The sequence below is a fragment of the Ensifer sp. ENS08 genome, from assembly GCF_014852195.1.
Lineage (GTDB): Bacteria > Pseudomonadota > Alphaproteobacteria > Rhizobiales > Rhizobiaceae > Ensifer > Ensifer adhaerens.
On the sequence record NZ_JACVBF010000032.1, the window covers coordinates 1 to 21,372 of the forward strand.

Genomic DNA, 21,372 nt, shown 5'->3' on the forward strand with positions numbered 1-21,372 from the left:
CCTTGAAAGCCGGGCTGTGGTTCCGGCGCGGTCGTCTCGTCATGGTCTCTCCTGTTTCCGGCATCTATGCCAAAGTCAGGCAGAAATTCCACTTATCCCCGCTGTTCAAATTTCCCGAGCCAGCTCTTTCGGCTTCGTTGCCGGCGTTCAACCTTAATCACCTGCGTGGAGGCCGGAATACTTTCCTCGAGACGCAGCGAGCCGGACAACAGGCACGCTATCGACGACTACTGCGCAAGACAAACGGGGCTTTTCAGCGCACATTGAGCACTGTCGATAAGGTTATCGTCGGTGATGGCAAGAACAACAAAGTAAACTGCGCGTCAGCTAAGGCGCGTGGACTATCGAAGGATCCGCCAGTCTCGGCAAAGGGTCTAAGATTGTCGTTTCGCGCAACAAGCGACATTAAGCTGACTCCACTCAATGCGCTGACAGCGACGAAGCTCTGGGTTTCCGGCGTTACTTCCACGCAATTTCACGATCAACTTGGATGCACCGCCGCCCGGGTTCATCAGTTGGGAGCGAGAATGCTGCTCAGCCAAGGGTGAGAGTCGGCCGCTCCTTTATCCAAGGTGGTAGGACTGAGGCTTCCCAGACCACCGCTGGCAAGAGCCGATGGTACTCGTCTAGAGTAACACCGTCTTCGAAATGGACCGTTTGACACCGCTGGCCGTCAGGGAGCCAGTGGATCACGCGAGCTCGGTGGTTTTCCTGGTCCACCCAGAGCGTCGGGAAAATGCCTGCTTGTTCGAACGCAGCCTCGTACTCTGAAAGTGTGTACCAGCTCTCGTAAACCACTCTGTCATTTTTCTGGCATGCGGCTTCCCAATACCTATCGACGATGGCATCTGGATACACACCTTCCCCCAGAAGGAAGAAAGCGCCGTCGGGCCTCAGAACTCTCCGGATTTCTTTCAGGCTGTCCTTCATGTTTGTTGGGTCCGACCAGCGGAATTCTCGAGGGTCATTCGGCAGGCTGTGGTGTAAAGCAGCATGCATGTAGACGATATCGAGCGACGAGTCTTTGAATGGCAACCGGGACATGGGAGCCGCGACCCGTTCAAAAGAGCGCCCGCCAGCCGCCACGTGTGCCTCGTACGCCCGGTCCATCTCGAACGCAAAATAATCCAGGGCAAAGGCATTGAACCCCAGGTCGGCAAACCTGGATATCAGCCTGGCGTTACCAACCCCAATCTCAAGAACGTTGCGACCGGGCGCGCCATCGTAGTGCAAATGCGAGAACAGAAACTCCGTGTTCAGCTTCTTTGCCATTTCATAGGCTTTGATGGCCTGAGCGTACTCCGGCGAAGGCTCTTCGGCGATATCGAACGCAGCCTTAAACAGATGGTAGTCTCGGGCAAGAAACGGCGATACGTCCGTCTCATCGTATAGGCGAGCAGTGCCATTCACGATATGGTACTTATTGCCGGTCGCCGCGCACCTGAGCACATCAGCCTTGCGATATACCTTGCCGCGACTCGGTGACTGGAGGACTGAAACAGCTTCCCATCCACAGAGTTGTGCCCACAGTTCCCTAATCGCCATTTCGGCCCTCCCCGAACGCTTTAACCGTCTAATCTGACGCATACAAGTTGTTGTGACAAGATACTGCGATCAATGGTTTTACGCACGTCGTAACCAGGCCATCGATGCCGACCAGTGCAGCGCATGTCGAGCAGCCAAGCAGCTAGCTTACGCGATCACAATTGGTTTGGTTGGAATCTGGGAATGGATACGCTCTGGATTGCGCCGTCTGTAGAAATTGTACGCTGAGGCGGGCGTTGAAAGAATGAGACGCGGGCGCTAACGTCTACAATCTAAAGAACAACGGCACCGAATCGCCATTGTACTCGTTGCGACTGCGAACCCAGCGCAACGAATTCTCGAGGATCTTTTTATGGAGATTGACGAAACCCCTATTCCCTCCGTTCTCTTAATCAGGCCCAAGCGACGGTTCGACTCACGAGGTTACTTTGTGGAGACATTTCGGGCCGATCATTTCGCCGCGCTCGTTGGCTCCGATTTGTTTGTCCAAGATAATCAGTCTCTCTCTCGAGAGGCGGGGACCGTACGAGGATTACACTTTCAAATGCCGCCGCGAGCGCAAGGTAAGTTGGTTTCTTGCGTCGTTGGTTCCGTATGGGACGTGGCAGTCGATATCCGCCGCGGATCGCCAACTTACGGAAGCTTCGTTGCCGCTGAGCTTTCTGAGGAGAACGGTTACCAACTCTGGATTCCACAGGGCTTCGCGCATGGCTTCTGCACGCTTGAGCCCGATACGGTGATTAGCTACAAGGTCACCGACTACCATAGCCCGGAACACGATCGTGGCTTACTTTGGAATGATCCGGCACTCGAGATCAATTGGCCGGTGTCTCCCAGTACGGCAGTTTTATCAGACAAGGATCGCACACAGCCGAAATTTGCCGACTTACACACCACCTTTACGTATGAGTTCTAAATGATGGGCCGGGACGGCTCTTGGAACAAACGGAGTTCACTGAGGAATGCGCGTGCTCGTTACTGGGGGAGCTGGCTTTATCGGTTCAGCAGTTATCCGACACCTGATTATGGACAAGGGCTACGAGGTGTTGAACATCGATAAGTTGACATACGCGGGCACGCTGAGTTCTCTTCGACTGGTCGCCGACAAACCCTCGTATCGTTTTCTTAGAGCGGACATCTGTGACGCAAGAGCCATAACGGAAGCGTTCTCGTCATTCAGGCCCGACCGAGTTATGCACTTGGCGGCAGAGAGCCATGTAGACCGCTCAATAACCGCAGCCAAGGATTTCGTCGAAACCAACGTGCTAGGAACCTTTAACCTGCTTGAATGCGCTAGAACCTATTGGGGAGGCATCTCAAAAGAAGACCGGTTTCGGTTTCGCTTTCTTCACGTGTCGACTGATGAAGTATACGGCTCACTCGCTGGCGACGGGTTGTTCTCCGAAACCACTCGATATGATCCAAGCTCTCCATACTCGGCATCGAAAGCCGCCTCCGATCATCTCGCAATTGCCTGGGCACGAACCTACAAGATGCCAATCTTGATATCTCATTGTTCAAACAACTACGGTCCATACCACTTTCCAGAGAAACTGATCCCGCTGGCTATCCTGAACGCCGTTGAAGGAAAATATATCTCGATTTATGGCGATGGGACGAATATCCGCGACTGGCTCTTTGTTGAAGACCATGCCCGTGCCCTCGACCAAGTAGCGGAGCGAGGTAGAGTTGGTGAACGCTACAACGTCGGCGGTGGTAACGAGAGGAGAAACGTCGACGTCGTTCGGCAGATCTGCTCCACACTCGACACGCTCCTTCCGGCCGACCGTCCACGAGCGGAGTTAATTCGATTTGTAACAGACAGACCGGGACATGATTTGCGTTACGCGATCGATGCGACTAAGAGTGAGAAAGAACTTGGCTGGACCGCCAAAGAGAGCTTTGACAGCGGAATCGAAAAGACCATTCGGTGGTACTTAGATAACGAATGGTGGTGGGCACCGCTTCGAGAGAGGTACGATGGTACTCGGCTTGGTACTCTCCTCAAAGCGTCCGATGAATAGACCAATACGCATTGCGGTCACAGGATTGACAGGGCAACTCGTTCAATGCCTCGCTGAGATCGGGCAAAAAAAACGTGACGTCAAAGTGATAAAGTTGGGGCGACCCCTTCTCGATTTAACGCGCACGGCAACGATAGCACGTGCCTTGATTGCCGCCTCCCCTGACCTAGTTGTCAACACTGCAGCGTATACCGCCGTCGATCTTGCCGAGAACGATCCAGAATTGGCATACCAAGTGAATGCCATTGCACCGGGCGAGTTGGCCAGGGTGACAAAAGAGATGCGTATCCCCTTCATTCATCTCTCGACGGATTACGTATTCGACGGCAAGAAAACCATTCCGTACGTCGAAACTGACACACCGGCACCGCTAGGTGTCTACGGCCACAGTAAGCTCCATGGTGAGCTAGCAGTTTCGAGGATGACCGATGACTACGCCATTTTGCGCACCGCTTGGTTGTATAGCCCATTTGGCCGAAATTTCTTGACTACTATGCTTGGCCGAGCCGAGACCATGGATGAAGTGCCGGTAGTTGCAGATCAATTCGGGAACCCAACAAATGCACTGGCCCTCGCAAGTGCTATCCTCACTGTGGGACGAAATCTTCTAATGTCCAATGGAAGCGACATGCGTGGTGTATTTCACCTGGCGGGATCGGGCCACGCAAGCTGGGCGGACTTTGCGCAAGAGATTTTTAGTGCATCGAGGCAACTAGGCGGTCCATTCGCAGAGGTCAAACGTATCAGTTCCGCAGATTATAAGACTATGGCTAAAAGGCCAAAGTACTCCAATCTGAGCTCTCGAAGTGCTAAGGAAATCCACGGAACGGTGTTACCGGACTGGAGAAATTCAACAACTCAAATAGTGAGCCGCCTTATTCAAAACTGATGCGTACGTTGGAGTTCGACTATTGAAAGGAATTATACTGGCAGGCGGTAGCGGAACCCGTCTTCACCCGATGACACTAGTGACTTCGAAGCAGTTGTTGCCTGTGTACGACAAGCCCATGATCTACTATCCCTTGTCGACGCTGATGTTGGCCGGAATTCGCGAAATATTGATTATCTCCACCCCCAGGGATCTACCAAGTTTTCAGCAACTACTCGGTGACGGATCGAGTTGGGGACTCAACCTTTCTTATGCAGAACAGCCTTCGCCTGGCGGGCTTGCCCAAGCCTATGTAATCGGTGCGGACTTCGTTTCCGGGCAGCAATCCTGCCTTATCTTGGGAGATAACATTTTTTTTGGCCACGGAATCACTTCTTTGCTAGAGAATGCAATGACTCGGCGCAATACCGCAACGGTATTTGCGTACCATGTAAGCAACCCCGAGCGATACGGGGTCGTCGAATTCGATCCGAATATGAGGGCGATTTCAATCGACGAAAAACCAACCAGCCCCCGCTCTAACTGGGCGGTCACCGGTCTTTACTTCTACGATGAAGACGTCGTTGACATAGCTGCCAATCTTAGGCCCTCTGCTCGCGGGGAACTCGAAATCACGGATGTCAATAGAGCTTACCTTGAACGCGGTAAGCTACATGTGGAAAGATTAGGACGGGGATATGCGTGGCTGGACACGGGAACACCCGATAGCCTACTCGATGCATCGGAATTTGTAGCGACATTGGAGAGACGCCAAGGTTTTAAGGTTGCAGCCCCCGAAGAGATCGCCTATCGCCTCGGCTTCATCGACGCACAGCAACTTGAAAGACTGGCGCGGAATCACGCAAATAGCTACTACGGACGCTATCTGGCAAATATTCGCGGTGCCGATTAACGAAAGTGCGCACCCAGACCGGAAAAATCACTTTGACGGATTGGCAGTTTTTATGCTGCTGCCATCAGCTCCCGGGCCACAGACCCTCGCGACTGCCGTCAATGCTCGGCGTCCTCTATCCCCGACTTAGGAAAATTGCTACCGCAGAAACGCCAAAGACAGAGTTTAAGCACCCAATTGTAAAGCCCATCAACCCCATACGCACCCTTGCTAGATGGAGCTCTGCCGAGCGAAACCCGTTAGTAGAAAGAGCCTTTGCAAGGATACGAGTAAAAGCGAAAAATGGCTTACCAGCACCAGCCTGCACTAATTTCCGGCGATACTAACACCAACTCGTTGGTCAGGAGAGTCTTGCATTCGATTAAGACCAATTACGCCTTATCGCTTTTTGTTGCAGTGTGCGCACTCCCTACCATTGTCAGCGTACTGCACTACGGATTGATCTCGGCAGATAGGTATGTCTCGGAGACCAAATTCATCGTAAGAGGTGTCTCAGGAAGTCAAGTGGGTGGTTTAACGATGATCCTGAAGACTTTTGGCTTCTCCGCTTCGGACGACGACGCAAATGCCATTAATGCATTCATAAATTCTCGAGACGCCCTAAAACAACTTCTGAAAGTTGTGGATATTAAATCTGTTTATCAACGGCCAGAAGCCGACTTTGTTACGTCATACGGAAGCTACCTCACTTCAGACAGCTTCGAGAAACTCTACGCATACTACCAGGATCAGGTCTCCGCACGCCGCGACATCGAAACTGGAATGACGACACTGCGCGTTTCGGCTTATCGCCCCGACGATGCGTACGCCATTTCCCAGGAACTACTCCGTCTGAGCGAAGCGAAAATCAATGAAATGAACGCGCGAGCGCGACGCGATACCATTAGCACCGCTCTCGAAATAGTCGGCTCAATGGAAAAACGCGTCATCGATTCCCAAGTCGCGCTGACTTCATTCAGGAACGAGGCGATGCTCGTCGATCCCACGGATGCCGCGGCGGGCAACTTGGAGATAATCGCGGCGCTTTCGCAACGCTTAGCGGACACCGAAGTCAAGCTCAGAAAGACAACCGATCTAGCTCCCGACAACCCAGCTATTGCCGCCCTTTCTCAACAGATAGCGTCCCTTTCCAATCAGATAAAAGTGGAGCAAGGAAAATTGACCGGCGATGGCGACGCACTTGCTTCTAAGCTCTCCAAGTACGAAGGCCTCGTGCTGCAGCGCACGCTTGCCGAGAAGGCCTACGAGAAAGCCGTATCGGCACTCGATAACGCCCAAGAGGAAGCGAGAAGAAAGCAGATCTACCTTGAGCCTATAGCTATGCCGTATCTCGCAGACCGCGCCGAAGAACCGCGGCGCGCTCGGTACATTTTGACCACGGCTCTACTCAGTTTCGCCAGTTATGTCATGGCTTACCTTCTGATATCCGGTAGCCGTGAGCACCTCAACATTCATTGAAGGACGGAAGCGGTGCAAAGTTTCTGCACAGAAATAGCTGACAAAGCCGCGAAGAAAAGAAGGACAATCAATGCGCTGCTTATTCGCGAACTGATGCTGCGTTTCGGCCATGGAAACATTGGATTCATGTGGCTAGTTGGCGAGCCTCTAATTCTTACCGTCGGCGTCATGATTGTTTGGTCTTTCATTTACGGTGAACACAATCACGGCGTTCGCGTAATACCTTTAGTTCTCACAGGCTATACTATGCTGACGCTACTCCGGCATATGGTCAACCGATTCACGCATTGCTTCAGGCAGAACTCGGGTCTCCTTTTTCATAGGTCAGTTCGCCCTGTCGACACCATGGTTGCGAGGGGACTTTTGGAAGCTATTGGGGTATTAGTTTCATTTTTTGTTGCCTACATCCCCCTTTACTTGCTTGAGATTGCCGAACCTGTGTACGACTATGGGATCTTGTTATCGGCTTGGATTATATATTGTTTCCTTTGCTTTGGCTTTGCGATGGTCATTGGAAGCGTCTCCGAGTTGTCTGATACGCTGGAACGGTTTATCGGAGCCATTATGTATCTAATTCTCCCTTTGACGGGGGTTTTTTACATGGTCAGTTGGATGCCGCAGAAGGTGCAGAAGGTGGTACTTTTATCCCCACTCGTTCATGCCGCCGAGATGTTCCGCGCTGGGTACTTTGGTCCGACTGTTCCGACTACTTGGAGCATAGAGTATTTAGCGCTATGGGCTCTTGGATTGAACGCTCTGGGCTGGTGGCTTGTCCAATATGCTCAACGAAATATCGAAATTGAATGACGAACGGGAAGTGGTGAATGTCTACTGAGATGATCAAGGATGACGAACGACAGCTTCTTGTGCTGGAGCCGATCATCGCGTCAGGACAGCTAGACACGAGTGTAGTGCCGATCAACAAGTTCAACATAGGCGTACGATCGAGTGAATCGAGACTTATTCGTTATCTCGGACTGGTGATTTTAGTGCCAGTGCTATGCTCGATCTTGTACAATTTTGTAATTGCTTCAGATCGATACTTGTCTTCTGCCTCATTCTTGACAAGAAAGATGCAAGCGGGCGGCGATGTTACGTCACTGCTGCAAGGTGGTGGCCTAGTAAGAACGGATGATAGCAGCTACGCAATTGTAGAGTATGTCAAATCCCGGGACCTGTTGAAAGCGATTGACGGAGACGGATTTGTAAGTGCCTCCTTCGCTGACCCAAGCGTAGATATGTTCTCGCGCTTCCCTGGAAGATTCACCGGCTTCACGAAAGAAGACTTTTACGCTCATTTCCAAAGATTCGTGAACATCCATTACGACTCAACCACAGGCATAAACGAAATCGCCTTTCAATCTTTTACGCCGGAGACGGCGAAGGAGATAACACGTCGAATACTGTTAGCGTCAGAGGCCCTAATCAACAATTTGAACCAACGGGCGTACATTGATGTTGAGAAGTTTGCTAAACAGGCCGTCGATAAAAACATCTTAACTCTAGAGGCCGCACAAAAGGAACTTACCGCTTTCCGGAATGCCGAGGGGTTCGTTGACGCCAAAGCCGAGGTGGGCCTTAGCAACAAGGTCCTTGCCGGCGTACTATCTGAACTCAGTGCGGTTGAAACGGAGCTTTCGCGTCTTCAACTGGCGACGCCGAATAGCCCCCTCATCGTGGATTTGCGATTGAAACGGTCTGCGTTGCAGGAGGAGGTCGCGAAACAACGTAGACTGATGACAGGTGACCGTACAGCAATATCAGGCAAACTCGAGCGATATGAGCGGCTCGTTCTTGAGCGTGACCTTGCGGAGAAGACCCTCATAAACTCGGTTGCGACGCTTGCAAAGGCGCAACAGGATACCTCGAAGGAGCGAAGGTACATTGACCAGGTCGCTGAACCGACCGAGGCAGATAGACCCATGCTTCCATATCGCTGGCTGAACGTGATCGCTACTCTTGGGATTAGCCTAGCGCTCTACTGGGTGACGAGATCAGTCCTCATGCTCCTGATGGAGGCAAACTAAGTGCCAACCAGAGAAAGCGACGACTACGTCCGGGGCAAATCCATAGCCTTGCGTGACGTGACGAAATCCTATCACACACCCACGGGCACGAAATCAGTGCTCAAAGGAATCTCTTTTGAAGTGGGAAAAGGTGAGAAGATTGCTGTCCTCGGTCGCAATGGCGCAGGCAAATCAACGCTGGTAAAACTAATTGGCGGCGTCGAAAATCCCACGAGCGGTGTGATCTATCGTGGAATTACGATGTCATGGCCCATTGCGTTCTCGGGTGGCTTTGAAGCAGCGATGACGGGGTTGGACAATATCCGGTTCATAGCAAGACTATACAACCGGCCAATCAAGGAGACTATCGAAGAAGTCGATGATTTCGCTGAACTAGGAAAGCAGCTTTTGCTGCCCGTCAAGGCATACTCTTCCGGTATGCGTGCTCGTCTAGCGTTTGCGTTGACGTTGTCAATCGACTTTGACTGCTACCTAGTGGATGAAGTCATTTCAGTTGGAGATCAAAGGTTTCAAAGGAAGAGCCACGACGCGCTTTTTGTTAAGCGAAGGGACAGCGCAATGATATTAGTTAGCCACGACATGTCTATCATTAGAGCTTACTGCGACAAGGCACTAGTTCTAAAGGATGGCCATGGAAAGGTTTTTCAAGACCTCGAATTGGCGCTCGATATCTATTCTGGTCTTTAACGGTAGCGAGACAATGGCACGCCAATTGATAATCTGTGGACCTCCTTCCCAGATACTAAACGCGACAATCGACCTTGCAAAATGTACATTCCAATGCGTGTTCGGTGATTTCAGGACGTTCGAGGCCGATGCCGCGGACGTGTTGCTCAATCGAATGCGCGAGAGCAATGGTTTACCCTGCATCCTACTGATGCAGACCCCGGAACCAAGAATGGTGACATCGGCCCTGCGGAACGGAGTTCGGATTCTCTACGTGCCTGCAAAGTTTGCAGAGTCCATTCGGTTTCTAATGCAGGCACAGCCTATCGAACTTCAGGAAGCAATTAGGGTTGTCTCTCAATCCGTCGTCTCGCTTCTACCCTTTGCAACCTCGCCCGCGAGCTTACATTTCGACGTCGAACAGAATGAATTTGTTCCTCGGAAGGCCATATTATCTATTGCTTCGGCGATAGATACAGCACTCACGGACGAGGAGATCTCGGTAATCGAGAATTCGTTGGATACTCAGGCGCTCTTGGGGCACCAAGGCGATATGCATTCCTCGAGAACTTCGGAGCCGCGCGCCTCAGCACGGGCCGATGATCGAGTTCTCATCACCAAAACTTCGGTATTTTATGATACTCTTTCATCGGGGAGTGATGTCGCCACTCCAGCGTATTGGCCGGCCGAATTGTTCATAAACGGTACGCCACCCCATGACCATCTCAAGGAACCTTTCAAGCTCGTCGGCCCGGCGAGGTTTCTTTTTTTCGGCCCCTATTTGACGCTGCCGGTGGGGACTTGGCGCGCCACGGTATCCTTCTCAATTGTAGACAATGATGCCGGGGGCCGCGTTACTTTCGACATACACTCGGCCGATAAAATTTTGGCCGAGGGCGACTGCGATCTTCCGGTATTTGGCTCCTTTGCCACGAACCTCACCTTTGAGGTGGTTGATCCAACTCAGATGATAGAAATCCGCGCCATTCTCCGCACTGGTATGTTGGGGGGCCGTTTCGAGCTGCTTGGTGTGTCGTTGGAGCGGCTAGCTTGAAAGCAAGACTGTAGGTGCAGCGTCGTTACTCGCTACTATTCCAGCAGCGGCTCCGCGTTGGGTGGAAAACCGCTATGCACTTCCAACTATTGAATAGGAGGCGAAATGCCCCTACAGGGACTACATGCGAATCTTTCTCGACGTGACCCGAACGCTTGCACATGCAAAAAAAAGGACGCCAACAGGCATCGATCGTGTTGAGCACGCCTATATCCGGTTCCTTTTGAACCATAAACCGGACAAAGATGCTTGGTTCGTTGTTAACACACCTTTCGGACGAGGGATCCTGTCCGCCTCCGAGATGTCGTTGGCCTATGAGAGCATCCAACGCCAACAACAGGGCCACAGCGCGTTACCAGTGACCGATGGGTTTAAAAAGCTGCTCTTCGAGCTACAGCGTCCCATCACTAATCTCAGGAATTCGCCCCTCTGTCTCCACTCTAACCGAACCGAGGGTGACAGTATTGCAACTGTTGCCTTCTCGCTCGCAAAAGGCTTCCGTCGCTTTCAGCGCTTAGCCAACGGGACCGAGAAAGCGATTTATTTGCATACATCTCACGTTCAGTTGGACCGCCCTCGTCTTTTTCAATGGCTTGATCGACCGTCAATTTTTCCTGCTTTTTTTATCCATGACCTCATACCGATCGAGTACCCTGAATTCTGTGGACCGGGCGCCGCAGAGCGGCATCGCATTCGGATCGAAACTGCATTGCGCCTTGGCAGGGCTCTTATTGTAAATTCGGAATTCACTAAACAATCATTATTGTCCTTCGTCGGCACCAGTTCAGTACCTCCGATCGCAGTTGTTCCACTCGCTAACTCAATAGATGACCGAGACCTTACAGAATTTTCACCGATTACCAACGAAGTTCCATATTTCCTGCACGTCGGTACGATCGAGGGACGAAAGAACATTCCGCACCTCCTCAATGTGTGGAGAGAAGTAATCCGGACGGCCGGCTTTGAACAAGCACCACGCCTAGTACTTATTGGCCAGCGTGGTTGGGAATGTGAATCCGTACTGTCGATTCTGGATCGCAGTCGCGAACTTGCCAACCACGTCATAGAAGTCTCGGATGTAAACGACGTCGAACTCAGATTCTTAATGCGATATGCTCACGGTTTGGTGAGTGTTTCCATGACGGAGGGGTACGGTCTGCCTCCTATCGAGGCCGTACGCCTCGGCACTCCTGTTGTAGTGTCAGATATTCCAGCTCATAGAGAGATACTGGGCCCTAGCGCGCAATATGTAGCCGTGCATGATGGAGCAGCGCTTGCCCATCAGGTCCTAAAACTCTCGCGACAGTCGTCACAGTCCCGTATTAAGGATGCGAATAATTTTGCTCCGGTAGCCTGGGATGAGCACGTCGACCGCGCTTTAACTTTCTTGGAAGCCCAGATTAACGATTGGTAAACATGCACATGGATTGCAAGCAAACTGGAGAGGCTCTGCCCGCAAACGATGTAACGACGCACCGGTCGGTATTGATAGATGGGAAGAATCTTTCCCTGCGGCAAGGCACGGGCGTAGCAAGTTATGCAAGGTCACTGTGCGACAACCTTATGGCAATGGGCGACGACGTCCATATTTTATATGGCGAGGATATAAGCCGGTATCCGAATCCCGAAATCTCGTTCTTCGACGTGCATGCAAAGCGACGGATAGAGACACTACCGCGCCTGGTTGAATATGTACGCGGGATCTTGGCTCCCCCCCTGCCGTGGGCGCTTGATTTCGCTAACTCACCTCTGGTTAGTGCGTATAGTGAGCGGCTGCCCTCCGCAAATATGTACTGGAACGCACCTGGGCTCTTTGACTACCCACGTGGATTGCTCACCAGAGGATCTTTCGCCTCAGTCGAGAATGTGATGAGTGCGACGGTTGCTCACTGGACATATCCGGTTCCTTTGAAGCTGCGGCACGCGGCAAACGTATACACGCTGCACGACCTCGTTCCGTTGAAATTGCCGGATACTACCCTTGACAACAAGAAGTCATACTTCAACCTTCTTCAACGTATTATTGAGGATGCGGACCTCATTGTCACTGTCTCGACGCAATCTAAACGAGATATACATAAAACTTTCAGAATTAAAGATGAAAAGGTTGTTAACACTTATCAAGATGTTCAGATTCCCGAAACTCTACTGGTGGAATCCGAAGAAAATATTGCAATTGCGTTGAGAGGACTATATGGACTTGAAATAGGAAATTACCTATTGTTCTATGGGGCGATCGAACCCAAAAAAAATGTCGGAAGATTGATCGAAGCGTATTTAGCTTCAGGGATCACGTTGCCCCTAGTAATTGTCGGAAAGGACGGTTGGCTAATGGAGCGTGAGCTCTATCTTTTCAACCGGCACCAAAAAGAGCGAGAGCCGCGGATTATTCGGTTAGAGTATGTAACTCGACCACAGCTTGTATATCTTATTCGTGGCGCTAGGGGCGTTGTGTTTCCGTCCTTGTACGAGGGATTCGGCCTGCCGCTCGTGGAAGCCATGCTCTGTGGCACGCCTCTCCTCACCAGTAACCATGGCGCAATGAAAGAGATCGCAGCAGACGCGGCCCTGTACGTCGATCCATATGATGTATCAGCGATACGCGACGGTCTTCGCAAAATAGTTAAGGATGGTGGATTGCGTGCGGAGCTCGTCTCAGCAGGGCGGGCGCGCGCCACCGACTTCTCGAGCGAAAATTATCGAAAGCGGTTAGCAGCGGCTTATGGCTCCTTAAAATTAACAACTTAAGATCGCACACCGAGCGCCTGCCTGGTTTATTTTTTTGCAATGCAGCTAAGACTCGAGTAGTTGACTGAGCGCTTGCACAACCCATTGAGAGATAGATAAATTCGGCACGGGCAGTTGAGGGTTTACCTTAGGCATCACTCGGAAAACGCGGCCCAACCTGCCACAGACGCTTTGAGTACGACCATCTGTCTGGCCGTTTGTAATGGTTTGCGGATCCAGCCCAAGAGAAAAAAGAGTCAGCAACTAGCCCGTCAACTTCGTCTCTGAAAGTAGCTCACGGACAGAAGCAACGAAATGCCGACGAAATACCCGATTTATGCAAAGGATTTATTCCAATGACTGAAAGAATTGTGCCTGTGATCATGGCGGGCGGAAAAGGCACTAGACTCTGGCCACTTTCCCGCTCCGGAGCACCCAAACAATTTATTCAATTCATCGGCACTAGAACACTGTTTCAGGAAACACTTCTGAGGGTTTCCGATCCAACTATGTACGCCCCGCCTATAGTACTAACCAATTCCGAGTTTCGCTTTATGGCGGCGGAGCAGGCCCGAGAAATTGGGATCAGCCTATCTACGGTTATGCTAGAGCCTCAAGCGCGAAATACTGGGCCGGCTGTCGCTGCCGCCGCGCTGGCCGCGCGCCAAAGTTTCGGAGAAAATGCGATCTTGCACGTCCTTGGATCGGATTATGAGATCGAAGCTGATGAGACCTACTTTGAATGCGTACGAATTGCAAAAAATTCGGCGCTTGCCGCACATCTAGTAACCTTTGGCATCGAGCCATCCGAACCCGCAACAGGATACGGATACATTGAGGCAGGAGAACCACTCGCCACAGGCGCTCGAAAGGCAAAGCGTTTTGTTGAAAAACCGGCTTTGGACACAGCAGTCCAGATGCTCAAGTCTGGAAATTTCTTTTGGAACTCCGGAATGTTTATGTTCCGAATAAAAACACTTGTGGATGAGTTACAGATTTTGGCTCCCGAAATTCTCGTTTGCGCCCAATCGGCGTTGGATAACGCAGAGTTTGATATGGACTTCCTTCGCCTTCATGAGCCTTCTTTTAGCGAGAGTCCCAACATTTCAATCGACTACGCGGTGATGGAAAAGACGAACATCGCTGCAGTCGTGCCATCACCGTTCAAGTGGTCTGATCTCGGGAGTTGGGACTCAGTATGGAAAACGGGTGCTCGTGATGGCAACGGAAACGTCGCTGCCACAAACACAACCTTGATCGACACGAGCAACTCGCTTGCCATGACTCACGGCATTCATGTCGCTATTCAAGGCATGGAAGGGATTGCGGTTATCGCAAGTGAAGATGCTGTCTACGTGGGTCGCCTCGACGAGAGCCAAAGCGTAGGAAGCATGGTTAAGGCACTCGCCGAGCTACCAGCGACTAGAGGTCTCACTGAGTGCCATCCAACGACTTATCGGCCTTGGGGAGGATACACCTCCGTACTAAATGGCGAACGTTTTCAGGTAAAACGAATATTTGTTGCGCCTGGGAAACAGCTCTCCTTGCAAAAACATCATCATCGCTCGGAACATTGGGTGATCGTGAAAGGAACCGCCGAGGTCACAGTCGGTGAGGCGGTGCAGCTATTGAGCGAAAATCAGAGCGTGTACATTCCAGCTGGCGAGCTTCACCGGCTGGCTAACCCTGGAAAGATACCGCTTGAACTGATTGAAGTACAAACGGGATCGTATCTTGGAGAAGATGACATAGTCCGTTTAGCCGATCAGTATGGGCGCCCCGTGAGCAAGAGCGGTGAAATTCTGAGTAATTAGTGTTTGTCAAAGCTCTGTAGAGCGCTTAAGGATGCGCGACGATCGCCCATGTTCTCGCTGCCGCCTTCGAACGGATTCTCGCGAACTAGTAGGTTTTTTGCCCGGCCTAACGGGCTCATTTTGACGAGGTAATATCGTGGCCAAAACAGCAGTAATCACCGGCATAACAGGTCAAGACGGAGCGTATCTGGCGCAGTTCCTTCTTACCAAAGGTTATAACGTGGTCGGGGTCGCTCGTCGCTCGAGCCATTATGGTGTTGCAACTCACCGGCTCGATTGGCTTGGCATTTCTAATGACGTTACTATCGTAGATGGCGATCTACTTGATCTTGGCGGACTTTGCAGAATTATCAAAGAATATAAACCGGACGAAATATACAACCTTGCCGCGCAAAGTTTCGTAAAGACGTCATGGGAACAACCGGCGCTCACGGCGCAGGCAACGGGTGTTGGCGTAGTAAACGTCCTGGAAGCTATGAGACTAGAGGCGCCGAACGCTAGATTTTACCAAGCCTCATCGTCTGAAATGTATGGTCTAATTCAGGAAGATCGGCAAAGCGAGAAAACCCCATTTTACCCGAGATCTCCTTACGCAGCCGCCAAGTTGTTTGGCCACTGGATGACCGTTAATTTCCGAGAAAGCTTCGGTCTGCACTGCAGTTCAGGGATATTGTTTAACCACGAGTCACCCCTCCGGGGACGCGAGTTCGTCACAAGAAAGGTTACGGACGGCGTGGCAAAAATCGCGCTCGGTCTGACCGACGAGCTCCGTCTCGGCAACATGGACGCCAAGCGTGACTGGGGACACGCCAAAGACTACGTACGCGCAATGTGGCTGATGCTACAACAAACAGTCCCTGACGATTATGTCGTTGCAACGGGAGTTACTTGCACTGTCCGGTCAATGGTTGAGGTTGCGTTCCGCCACGTGGGCCTCGACCCGGATCAATACGTGAAGATCGACCAAGCGTTTTTCCGTCCGGCCGAAGTTGATGTTCTTTTGGGCAACCCCGAAAAGGCTCAAAAGACGCTTGGATGGACGGCCGAGATCAGCATGGAAGAAATGATCAAGGAAATGGTTGATGCAGATCTTCAGCGCAACAAGAGCAATCTTCCCTGATGAAAAACACTAAATACCGCAGCATTCTCGTCACGGGTGCTTCCGGATTTGTGGGCAGGCGCCTGATGAGGGCGCTTGCAAAAAACTATCCTGGCGCTCAAATCACCGGCGTCGGCGGTCCAGCCCGTTCTCACGATAAAAATTTGGGGATTGACCTAAGTGATAGGTCCGCCACAGCGGGCTTGATAACAAAGATCTCGCCAGACGTCGTCTTCCATCTGGCGGCACAGAGTTCAGTCGGATCGGCGAACATTCGACCAACTGAGGTGTGGCGATCAAATTTCGAAGGCACGGCGAACTTGGCAGATTCGCTTGCCGACCAAGAAAAGCCATCTCTACTGGTATTTGCCTCGACCGCCGAGGTTTATGGAGAAACCTTCCGTGCAGGCCCTTGTACGGAACAATCACCTGTTGCGCCGGTTTCATCGTATGGCCGATCGAAGATCGCCGCTGAGTACTATCTGAAAGATTTAGCTCGTGAAAACATGCGCGTTGTGTGCTTACGTCTCTTCAATCATATAGGCCCCGGCCAGGATAGCAGATTTGTGGTCCCATCCTTTGCTGAGCAAATTGCCCAAATTGAATCTCGAACTGGAACCGGCATCATTAGTGTCGGAAATCTTGGCGCGTTTAGAGATTTTACCAGCGTCGACGACATTATTCGAGCGTATCTACTACTATTGAGTGATACATCGTTGGCGCAGTACGACGTCTACAACGTTGGATCCGGGCACCTAGTTTCAATCAAAAAAATACTTGAGGATCTCATCGATTTATCAAAAGCTTCAGTAAGTATCGAGCGCGATCCGACCCGCTTCAGACCAATTGATATTGAGCGCGCGGAAGGCGTCTTTCAAAAATTTGAGAATAAATTTGACTGGGTGCCGCAAGTCCCACTTCGCGACACCCTAAGTTTAATGTTGGACCACGCCCGCGCGGAGGTATCCGCTCAAAGCTCAACTTAAATAGATAACCGAGTGACCGATGATAGAAGATACATTTAGGGTGATGTTCCGCCGAAAGCGGATCCTGCTACGCCAGGCAAACATGCTTCGTGACAGTGGGCAGTGGAGCGACGCGGCTGTAGCTTACCGAGATTACCTACGCTTCAATAAGTCTGATGCGCGAATTTGGGTTCAGTTGGGAAACTCGCTCAAAGAAGCCGGTGATCTTCGGTCAGCGGTGGATGCGTACAAGCACTCCCTTCGGTTGAACGCCAACAGCCACGATGCCTATTTGCAATTAGGTCACGCGTTAAAGTTGAGTGGAGATGCAAAAGGTGCCGTCGCAGCCTATCAGACTTCGGCCAACCTCAAACGCGAGGCGAATCCGGCAGTTGACGAGCTGGCTGCGCTTTCCCCCGATGAACTAATCACCTCCCGAGTCATCCAGCAGAGCCAGCAACAAAACAGGCTCGCGGTTACGCTCGAGGCAGATGTGGACATAAAGTTACTTGATGTTATTCGACTCCAGAAGCAGGTCTGCGCGCTTTCCGATCTCGACTTTCTGGAATTTTGCATCGAAGAGTTGAAGACGCAGGGTGCGGCGGCGGATCATATAACTGTTTCCGAAGATTTCGACCATAGTGATCAGTCGCCTAACCAGAAACTGATTATTCTGGAAGACGTCTTGACATTCTATTTGAATGATCAGTTTGAGAACGCAAGTTACCTGCTATTACTCGAGGGATTATTCTCGATACTTGGATACAAATTCGCGAAACAGAAACTAGTTGAAAAATTCCAATCTTGCTACCCAACTCGGGCGATGTTCCGCGAGGAAGCCCATTTGATACTGAAGGCCATACGCGATAACACCAAAGTTGCTGCAAACACCGGGATGTTAGATGACACTCTGAAAGAACTTGACCTCACGCTCGCGATAATCAACTTGAACGAGCAAATTTCTGTTCTGCGGAATGCTATTGAAGCACAGAATGAGAGAACGTCAGATCTATTTTGGAATATGGCAAGTTTAAAAGAAGCGATCGCCGCCCGTAGCAAAGACGACGATGTTTCTCATGAAATGTATGCTGTATTATTGGCTATTTTGACTGAATTAAGAGCGCGGTAAATGATAGTTCTAGACATCGAGGCATTGCAGAACCCAGATTACCGCGGTCGCGGGATTGGTCGGTATGTCTCCAATCTCTTGCATTCTCTGACGCAATTATCTTCACTCTCAGGCAAGATATCAGCGGTCTACAATCCTCGACTCGACGCGCCGGGCGCGGAAGCCGGTGTACCCAGTGAACTCAAATCCTTCCCAGCAACCCGTTCGAATCTGCGCGCTGTCAATGCACAGACACTTGTCACACTGTCGCCCTTTGAAAAGAGTATGAATGCAACGCAGCGACTCTTCCGGGAATACTCGCCAGGCGGGCGGATAATTACGTTAGTCTATGACCTTATCCCCTTAGTTTATGAGGCTGATTATCTGAGAACCAGCCGAGATCGGTTGAGGTACAGCTTCGGACTCGAGGCGATACGTAACTCGGACGTCCTCATGGCGATCTCCGAATACACGAAGGATGATATCTCTAGGATTCTTGGTATAACCACGCCAATCCATAGCATCGGGACCGGCGTAGCTGACCACTTCTTCCAACCGGTGGACCAGAAGTTAAGTGATGCGACTTTTGCTCGGCTGTCGTCACGCTATCCTCGATTGCGCCGTGGAGATTTCATTTTTTCCGTTTCCGGGATGCACAAATCTAAGAACATTGCCGCGTTGATAGAGAGTTACGCCGGCTGCACGCCGGCGTTCAGATCGAGATTCCCGCTGTTTCTTGTTGGAGTGAAGGACGAAAATGGGAGGCAGGACCTAAAGCGAAGAGCTAACCTCATTTCGGCAAAAAGCTCCGGTCAACACTGCGACCTCCAATTTTTTGACCATCTAAGCGATGAGGACTTGAAAGTTCTCTACGAGGGCTGCAGGCTCTTTGCCTATCCTTCGCTTTATGAGGGATACGGTCTGCCATTGGCGGAAGCACTGATCTCTGGTGCAACGTGCGTCACCTCTGGTGTTACATCGCTCGCGGAGATACTACCTGTTAAGCCGCTGCACTTCAATCCACACGATATTGCTGATATTCGGACTAAGCTTGTAAGAGGCTGTGAAAGCAACGATTATCGGGATTTGCTCTTGGAATGGCGAGCGAAAAGCGGTGCGCGTTTTGATTGGGCAACCGTTGCGAAGAAGTTCATTGATGTTCTTGATTCAGAATTAGTACAGCATCGACGAGTTGAGCTTGGACCCGATCGCTCATCATTAAATTTCAGCCCAAGCACTAAAGCTAGGGCCAAGCTTGCGGTCGTTGGACCTATGCCGCCGGCCGAGACAGGAATCGCCGGATACAACCGCAAGCTGTTTCCAATACTTGCGAAGACTGCAGACGTTTCGATGTTTATAGCGGAGGGTGGTATGCCGCTTATTGGGACGGAGAAAGCTTACCCCATAAGCGCGCTCTTGGCTGCTCGGAATAATTTCGACGAGGTAATTTACGTTCTTGGGAACAGCCATCATCACATCAATACTTTGGAAGTACTTAACAGAAGACCGGGAATTGTGTGGTTACACGACATTCGACTACTTTATCTTGCTTATAGCTACGGCGCAAAGCTTGAATCGGGTGACAGCTGGAAATATTTGAAACGCTGCCTTCGTGAGTACTATGGTACGCCAGATGCGTTCAGCCTCGCCGGCCTTCAGAACCTCGAAAAGGTCAACCAGTCAGGCATTCTCTTCGCGCGACCTCTTCTTCAGAATGCTACCGGTTTCGTTGTACATTCTGAGAACGCAAGAGAGATGCTGGTAAAGGATCTAGGTGATTATTTGGGCGGCCGAACAATCGAAGTTGTTCCATTAGCCATTGATGATTTATCCGCGCGAATCGAACGGCCTGTGAGCCACGCTGTTAAAGTTGGCTTAATTGGATACATGGCACCGGTACGTGCGCCCGAAAAAGCAATTTCCGCTGTCGCTTGCTTCTCAGAGCTAACCGCACGACCTGCTGAAGTGAGAATAGTTGGCCGCAGCGATGAGAGCTACCTGCAATACTTGGCAAAGTATGCGGCAAATCTTGGTGTTCGATTAACGTCTACTGGGTTTCTTGACGACACAGCATACCTATCGGAAATTAAGAGTCTCGATGTCGCACTTCAGCTACGGGAACGATCAAATGGCGAGTCGTCTGCGACCGTTGCAGAATGTATAGCGCTGGGCGTTCCAGTCGTAACAAACATACAATCGGTACGGGAGCAGTGGAGCGAAGTTGTCCTTTGCGCAAATTCTCTGTCACAGAGCGCTGAGATCGCCATCCTACTGACAGAAGCATGCTCAGAGGATTTCAGGAGTACGCTTTCAGCGCGTACTTCTGAGTTACATGCTCGAATGTCTTATTCAGCAATAGCGCGACAACTCGTACATGCATTTCTGAGACTGAGTCCCTCACTGCGAGATAGCCCACCAGGTGAACTGTTTCTTTGACTCCAACATAATGCGCCACAAGCGCCTTTGCCTGGTCCAGGAACTGATGGCCGGCAGATTAATGAGTGCCTCCTTGTCGAGCAACCAACTCGAGGACGGTCTTCCAAGATGAAGGGCTACGATGACCGTCTGACTGAGGAAAGGTAAGCATTCGGTGAAGGCCGCAGGTTATGCGGCCTGAACGTTCAGAGCGTTTGGTGTCCAATTCCGTGGGGCCGCAATCTTCTAATCGGCGTCTCCGCGATGTTGGCGAGCCAGGAGTGTGGATCCGATATCGTTAAGCTTAGCGCTCATGATCGGCGTTGCCATGAAGGCGGCGCGATCAACCCGACGCACCGATCCGGCGAAGAGGCATGACTTCCTTCTAAGAGTAAAGCCTCGCAATGCTGCAATGCTCACGCAGCAGCATTGTTAAAGGGTAAAGGGTATGGTGTTTGCGGCGCCCTTCGGTGATTCGAAGAAGTAAATGAGGTACGATCGGGCACCGGGATAGGGGCGCTGGGAGCATAAGAGGCTGGCAGGCCGTCCTGACAGTGCCGTGTGTCAGGCGACATGTAAAACTGGTCCGGTAGCGACACCTAAAACTGGTCCCCCTTTCAGACCTTAGGAGGGACTAATGGACGTTGAGACAGGTACGAAGATCTCCGCGAGATTGGCGCGGAGAGAAG

General features: G+C 51.3%; 18 protein-coding genes and 1 pseudogene. 17 read left to right on the forward strand and 2 right to left on the reverse strand.

What is annotated here, in order from left to right; genetic code table 11:
• A partial coding sequence (locus tag IB272_RS33840) for a hypothetical protein (protein WP_192445839.1) occupies positions 1–548 on the forward strand: 548 nt, incomplete at its 5' end.
• Here IB272_RS33840 and IB272_RS33845 read toward each other — a convergent pair.
• Positions 535–1,545: a class I SAM-dependent methyltransferase gene (locus IB272_RS33845; protein ID WP_192445840.1), complete on the reverse strand. Its 1,011-nt coding sequence runs from the start codon at positions 1,543–1,545 to the stop codon at positions 535–537. The genes IB272_RS33840 and IB272_RS33845 overlap by 14 nt on opposite strands.
• Positions 1,546–1,897: 352 nt before the next feature.
• Here IB272_RS33845 and rfbC point away from each other — a divergent pair, with 352 nt between their 5' ends.
• From rfbC to IB272_RS33925, 16 genes are all read left to right on the forward strand, one after another.
• The gene (gene rfbC, locus IB272_RS33850; RefSeq protein ID WP_192445841.1) at positions 1,898–2,461 is read left to right on the forward strand and encodes a dTDP-4-dehydrorhamnose 3,5-epimerase; all 564 of its coding nucleotides are present in this window, start codon (positions 1,898–1,900) and stop codon (positions 2,459–2,461) included.
• A 46-nt stretch (positions 2,462–2,507) separates the two neighbouring features.
• Positions 2,508–3,569, forward strand: coding sequence for a dTDP-glucose 4,6-dehydratase (rfbB, locus tag IB272_RS33855; RefSeq protein WP_192445842.1), 1,062 nt, complete (start codon positions 2,508–2,510; stop codon positions 3,567–3,569).
• Positions 3,526–4,458: a dTDP-4-dehydrorhamnose reductase gene (rfbD, locus tag IB272_RS33860; RefSeq protein WP_246810515.1), complete on the forward strand. Its 933-nt coding sequence runs from the start codon at positions 3,526–3,528 to the stop codon at positions 4,456–4,458. Before rfbB ends, rfbD begins: the two co-directional genes overlap by 44 nt.
• Before the next feature lie 22 nt (positions 4,459–4,480).
• A complete protein-coding gene (gene rfbA, locus IB272_RS33865; protein ID WP_192445843.1) occupies positions 4,481–5,350 on the forward strand; it encodes a glucose-1-phosphate thymidylyltransferase RfbA in 870 nt (289 codons plus the stop codon).
• Between the two features lie 519 nt (positions 5,351–5,869).
• Positions 5,870–6,808 (forward strand): hypothetical protein, encoded by a 939-nt coding sequence (locus tag IB272_RS33870; protein WP_192445844.1) that lies wholly within the window; start codon positions 5,870–5,872, stop codon positions 6,806–6,808.
• Between the two features lie 12 nt (positions 6,809–6,820).
• Positions 6,821–7,615: an ABC transporter permease gene (locus IB272_RS33875; protein ID WP_192445845.1), complete on the forward strand. Its 795-nt coding sequence runs from the start codon at positions 6,821–6,823 to the stop codon at positions 7,613–7,615.
• A gap of 17 nt (positions 7,616–7,632) precedes the next feature.
• Positions 7,633–8,835, forward strand: coding sequence for a hypothetical protein (locus IB272_RS33880; RefSeq protein WP_192445846.1), 1,203 nt, complete (start codon positions 7,633–7,635; stop codon positions 8,833–8,835).
• A complete protein-coding gene (locus IB272_RS33885) occupies positions 8,836–9,522 on the forward strand; it encodes an ABC transporter ATP-binding protein (RefSeq protein ID WP_348646846.1) in 687 nt (228 codons plus the stop codon). It abuts the gene before it with no gap.
• Positions 9,467–10,555: a hypothetical protein gene (locus IB272_RS33890; protein ID WP_192445847.1), complete on the forward strand. Its 1,089-nt coding sequence runs from the start codon at positions 9,467–9,469 to the stop codon at positions 10,553–10,555. Before IB272_RS33885 ends, IB272_RS33890 begins: the two co-directional genes overlap by 56 nt.
• Positions 10,556–10,679: 124 nt before the next feature.
• Positions 10,680–11,969 carry a glycosyltransferase family 1 protein gene (locus IB272_RS33895; protein ID WP_192445848.1) on the forward strand — a complete coding sequence of 430 codons (1,290 nt, stop codon included), beginning with the start codon at positions 10,680–10,682 and terminating at the stop codon, positions 11,967–11,969.
• Between the two features lie 8 nt (positions 11,970–11,977).
• On the forward strand, positions 11,978–13,303 hold the full coding sequence (locus IB272_RS33900; protein WP_192445849.1) for a glycosyltransferase family 1 protein: 1,326 nt from the start codon (positions 11,978–11,980) through the stop codon (positions 13,301–13,303).
• 335 nt (positions 13,304–13,638) lie between these two features.
• Positions 13,639–15,096 (forward strand): mannose-1-phosphate guanylyltransferase/mannose-6-phosphate isomerase, encoded by a 1,458-nt coding sequence (locus IB272_RS33905; protein ID WP_192445850.1) that lies wholly within the window; start codon positions 13,639–13,641, stop codon positions 15,094–15,096.
• A gap of 136 nt (positions 15,097–15,232) precedes the next feature.
• A complete protein-coding gene (gmd, locus tag IB272_RS33910; RefSeq protein WP_192445851.1) occupies positions 15,233–16,216 on the forward strand; it encodes a GDP-mannose 4,6-dehydratase in 984 nt (327 codons plus the stop codon).
• Positions 16,216–17,181 carry an NAD-dependent epimerase/dehydratase family protein gene (locus IB272_RS33915; RefSeq protein ID WP_192445852.1) on the forward strand — a complete coding sequence of 322 codons (966 nt, stop codon included), beginning with the start codon at positions 16,216–16,218 and terminating at the stop codon, positions 17,179–17,181. Before gmd ends, IB272_RS33915 begins: the two co-directional genes overlap by 1 nt.
• A gap of 19 nt (positions 17,182–17,200) precedes the next feature.
• Positions 17,201–18,289 carry a hypothetical protein gene (locus tag IB272_RS33920; RefSeq protein ID WP_192445853.1) on the forward strand — a complete coding sequence of 363 codons (1,089 nt, stop codon included), beginning with the start codon at positions 17,201–17,203 and terminating at the stop codon, positions 18,287–18,289.
• The gene (locus IB272_RS33925; RefSeq protein WP_192445854.1) at positions 18,290–20,704 is read left to right on the forward strand and encodes a glycosyltransferase; all 2,415 of its coding nucleotides are present in this window, start codon (positions 18,290–18,292) and stop codon (positions 20,702–20,704) included. It begins immediately after the preceding gene.
• Between the two features lie 168 nt (positions 20,705–20,872).
• On the opposite strand, the pseudogene IB272_RS33930 reads toward IB272_RS33925, so the two are convergent.
• Positions 20,873–21,091, reverse strand: a pseudogene (locus tag IB272_RS33930) (IS66 family transposase); the annotation flags it as partial.
• Positions 21,092–21,372 lie beyond the last annotated feature (281 nt).

Excerpts from the sequence above, each read along its gene's own strand:
- rfbC (WP_192445841.1), top strand. The coding sequence starts at position 1,898 with ATGGAGATTGACGAAACCCCTATTCCCTCCGTTCTCTTAATCAGGCCC.
- IB272_RS33900 (WP_192445849.1), top strand. The coding sequence starts at position 11,978 with ATGGATTGCAAGCAAACTGGAGAGGCTCTGCCCGCAAACGATGTAACG.
- IB272_RS33845 (WP_192445840.1), bottom strand. The coding sequence starts at position 1,545 with ATGGCGATTAGGGAACTGTGGGCACAACTCTGTGGATGGGAAGCTGTT.
- IB272_RS33895 (WP_192445848.1), top strand. The coding sequence starts at position 10,680 with ATGCGAATCTTTCTCGACGTGACCCGAACGCTTGCACATGCAAAAAAA.
- IB272_RS33925 (WP_192445854.1), top strand. The coding sequence starts at position 18,290 with ATGATAGTTCTAGACATCGAGGCATTGCAGAACCCAGATTACCGCGGT.
- rfbD (WP_246810515.1), top strand. The coding sequence starts at position 3,526 with ATGGTACTCGGCTTGGTACTCTCCTCAAAGCGTCCGATGAATAGACCA.
- IB272_RS33920 (WP_192445853.1), top strand. The coding sequence starts at position 17,201 with ATGATAGAAGATACATTTAGGGTGATGTTCCGCCGAAAGCGGATCCTG.
- IB272_RS33880 (WP_192445846.1), top strand. The coding sequence starts at position 7,633 with ATGTCTACTGAGATGATCAAGGATGACGAACGACAGCTTCTTGTGCTG.
- IB272_RS33915 (WP_192445852.1), top strand. The coding sequence starts at position 16,216 with ATGAAAAACACTAAATACCGCAGCATTCTCGTCACGGGTGCTTCCGGA.
- IB272_RS33870 (WP_192445844.1), top strand. The coding sequence starts at position 5,870 with ATGATCCTGAAGACTTTTGGCTTCTCCGCTTCGGACGACGACGCAAAT.
- rfbB (WP_192445842.1), top strand. The coding sequence starts at position 2,508 with ATGCGCGTGCTCGTTACTGGGGGAGCTGGCTTTATCGGTTCAGCAGTT.
- IB272_RS33905 (WP_192445850.1), top strand. The coding sequence starts at position 13,639 with ATGACTGAAAGAATTGTGCCTGTGATCATGGCGGGCGGAAAAGGCACT.
- IB272_RS33890 (WP_192445847.1), top strand. The coding sequence starts at position 9,467 with ATGGAAAGGTTTTTCAAGACCTCGAATTGGCGCTCGATATCTATTCTG.